We start from the raw sequence: 2,483 nt of genomic DNA, 5'->3' as shown, positions 1-2,483 counted from the left end.
GACCCTGAGCGATACTGCGCCCACTCGGCTGTCCGCAGTGGCACGCTGAGTACCGTGCAGCTCAGCCTTCTCCGGGCTGTGGACCTACACCACGGAATGGGACACGACCCTTTGAGGCCCCCAAACCATGTTCAGACAGCGCCCCGCGCGTTCCAGGCTTGCTCGACTTCAGGCAGCAGCAGGCCCTCAAGAAGCTCGCCAAGGTTCCGAAGAAAGCCGGCGACCGAACGCAAGCCGCGCTAGGCTTCGTGCTCTCGATCGAGATCTTCGGCCAAGCGCACTGGCCCGGCGTTCCCTGACCTTAAGCCGACCGGGTCGGCGTCTTCGTCCTCACCTATCGCCCTCGGCCCGGTACGCTCGTCCGCCACCGTGCGGTAGAGCTCCACGATGCCAGCCTCGAAGGCCTCGGTCCACGAGGGGTAGGACTGCTCGCTGTCGGCGATGTCGATCCAGACCGAGCAAGGCGAGCCTTCGTGCAGGACCCAGTGAAAGTGGCCAGGCGCCGGCTCGTCCACGTAGACCGAGATGTGCCGCAGAGGGTTCATGCCGGGATCGTATCGCTGCCCCCGTTCAGCGACCGTTCAGCCGCCGGTCTTCAGCCTGATAGATCGCAGGCTTTGCCGCGGTCAAGGACGATCTGCTCCGCGACCCGGACCGTGGTCGGGATCAAACGCTCCGCCTGGACCCGACTCGCCACCGAATCCCGGCGGCCTGGGTGCGCCAGGCGGCGGGAAAGGTCGGCGGGATCCATAAGCGGGCGCCTGACCATAGTAGGGATCGGAGCGCCCCTGGTAGTAAGGTCTGGGGTAGTACCCTTGCCCCCGGGAGTACGTGCCGTTGATGTAAACGGAAGGTGCTCCGACCACGGCCTGGCCGGGCTCCACGTAGTAAGGCTGGGAATACGCCGGGCTACCGTAGTAGGGGCCCGTAGGCACAGCGACGCAACCGCTCAGCATGGCGATGCCACCGATCGCGATGCAAGTTCCAATGAGACGAATTTTGTTCATAAGGGACTCCAGGTCGTTGACTACTACCTGACCAACGCCGCGCAGCGGGCCCTGTTGACAGGGCTTGCTGGAATCCGCGTATCGCGCAGGTAAAGCCTTGTCCAGCATCTACCCGACCGTGCCACCCCCCAGCTAGAGGGGGGACAGGCTCAAGTCCTGACGCGCTATGCTGGCCTCATGTCCTTCTACGAGCCCAACGGCATCCCGGCCAAGATCCCCGGAGAGCTGATCAGCCGGGCCGGCCAGACGCTTCCTGCGCCTGATGATGGGAAGCCAGCAGAGCTGCACGCCGAAATTGATGTCCCGGACATCGGCCGTGTCCGGGTTCGATACCGGCTGATGAGCAGCCGCCACCACAAGCACACCAACTGGTTCTGGGCGGCTTTCTTTGCAGAGTTGATCAACTAGCGCTTCGTGCTCGCCGCGGTCTTGGTCGGCGTGGCGGGTTTCCTCGCGGGCGCGCGCTTGGCCGGTTTCCGCGGCATGTCGACGAAGGACTCAATGAGGCGGACAGTGTCGGCGAACTTCGGGTCTCCGGCCTTCATGACGCCGGACTTTCTCGCGGTCATTTCTTCCGAAGGTACTCGCGCACCTTCTCCACCGAGTGGCCCACTGCGGCGACAGCGGCACGCAGTTTTTGCTCGGTCACACCCAGTGCGTTCGTCCAGCTCCGCACTTCATGCGGCTCTTTCAGTGAGATCTGCTTTCGGTCGTCGCCTGTTTTCTTGGGGTCGTCTGCCATGTGAGTCTCCTAGTTAGATGGAGATTTCGACGCACTCTGGGCGGCGTCGCATTCAGCAAATCGCGCCAATTTCTGACAGCCGGCGCCCTACAGGCGGTGCACTTTTTGTGACATGGACCTTGTTGACTACCCGCCGATGCTGCTCGACGAGCGGCCGCTCCCGTTGACCGCGCCCGGCTGGATATTCGAGATCAAGTACGACGGTTACCGAATGACGGCGATGTTCGGGGACGGCAAGTGCCAGCTGCGCACCCGCAACGGCGCCGACGCGACGCGCTGGTTCCCAGAGGTGGCCAAGTCGTTGGCTGCGCTGCGCGGCGGATCCTACGTGACAGATGGCGAGGTGTGCGCGTTCGATGAGATCGGCCGCTCCGACTTCAATCGCCTCCAGGACCGCGCGCGCCGGCGCCGCTGGTACGAGGGCTGCGACCTCGTGGGCTATGCAGTGTTCGACCTGATGGTTGACCATGGAAATCGACATCACCCAGCACACGCTCCTGCAGCGCAAGGCGCTCCTCGCGGAGCTGCTGGACCCGAGTCCCGAGCACGTCTTGGCCGTGGGCCACTTCGACGAGGACATCCCGCGCATCGTCAACGACGCAGTCCTCGGTCTCAAGCTGGAAGGCCTGGTGGCCAAACGCGACGACAGCATCTACGTGCCCGGCAGCCGGAGCCGGGACTGGGTCAAGGTGAAGCGGAAGGGCGCGGTGCCGGCGGAGCGGTTCAAGCGATAG

Annotated in this window: 4 protein-coding genes and 1 pseudogene; 3 read left to right on the top strand and 2 right to left on the bottom strand. The window is 64.1% G+C overall.

Annotation, left to right across the window (positions count from 1 at the left end; all coding sequences use genetic code 11):
• Positions 1–239 precede the first annotated feature (239 nt).
• Positions 240–545: a hypothetical protein gene (locus QZH52_RS38510; protein ID WP_301816530.1), complete on the bottom strand. Its 306-nt coding sequence runs from the start codon at positions 543–545 to the stop codon at positions 240–242.
• Positions 546–1,184: 639 nt separating this feature from the next.
• On the opposite strand from QZH52_RS38510, the gene QZH52_RS38505 reads away from it, so the two are divergent.
• Positions 1,185–1,415, top strand: a complete 231-nt coding sequence (locus QZH52_RS38505; RefSeq protein ID WP_301816529.1) for a hypothetical protein — start codon at positions 1,185–1,187, stop codon at positions 1,413–1,415.
• Positions 1,416–1,572: 157 nt separating this feature from the next.
• Here the strand turns inward: QZH52_RS38505 and QZH52_RS38500 are convergent, their stop codons facing one another.
• The gene (locus tag QZH52_RS38500; protein WP_301816528.1) at positions 1,573–1,749 is read right to left on the bottom strand and encodes a DUF3606 domain-containing protein; all 177 of its coding nucleotides are present in this window, start codon (positions 1,747–1,749) and stop codon (positions 1,573–1,575) included.
• A gap of 112 nt (positions 1,750–1,861) precedes the next feature.
• On the opposite strand from QZH52_RS38500, the pseudogene QZH52_RS38865 reads away from it, so the two are divergent.
• Together QZH52_RS38865 and QZH52_RS38490 are read left to right on the top strand one after the other, a co-directional pair.
• Positions 1,862–2,152 (top strand): annotated as a pseudogene (locus QZH52_RS38865) (ATP-dependent DNA ligase); the annotation flags it as partial.
• A 64-nt stretch (positions 2,153–2,216) separates the two neighbouring features.
• Positions 2,217–2,483 carry an ATP-dependent DNA ligase gene (locus QZH52_RS38490; protein WP_301816527.1) on the top strand — a complete coding sequence of 89 codons (267 nt, stop codon included), beginning with the start codon at positions 2,217–2,219 and terminating at the stop codon, positions 2,481–2,483.

It is taken from the genome of Variovorax ginsengisoli (assembly GCF_030486595.1).
Lineage (GTDB): Bacteria > Pseudomonadota > Gammaproteobacteria > Burkholderiales > Burkholderiaceae_C > Variovorax > Variovorax ginsengisoli_B.
This window is presented reverse-complemented; position numbering and strand designations above follow the sequence as displayed.

Bases quoted from the DNA above. Each gene is read 5' to 3' on its own strand.
- QZH52_RS38490 (WP_301816527.1), top strand. From the start codon at position 2,217: ATGGAAATCGACATCACCCAGCACACGCTCCTGCAGCGCAAGGCGCTC.
- QZH52_RS38505 (WP_301816529.1), top strand. From the start codon at position 1,185: ATGTCCTTCTACGAGCCCAACGGCATCCCGGCCAAGATCCCCGGAGAG.
- QZH52_RS38500 (WP_301816528.1), bottom strand. From the start codon at position 1,749: ATGGCAGACGACCCCAAGAAAACAGGCGACGACCGAAAGCAGATCTCA.
- QZH52_RS38510 (WP_301816530.1), bottom strand. From the start codon at position 545: ATGAACCCTCTGCGGCACATCTCGGTCTACGTGGACGAGCCGGCGCCT.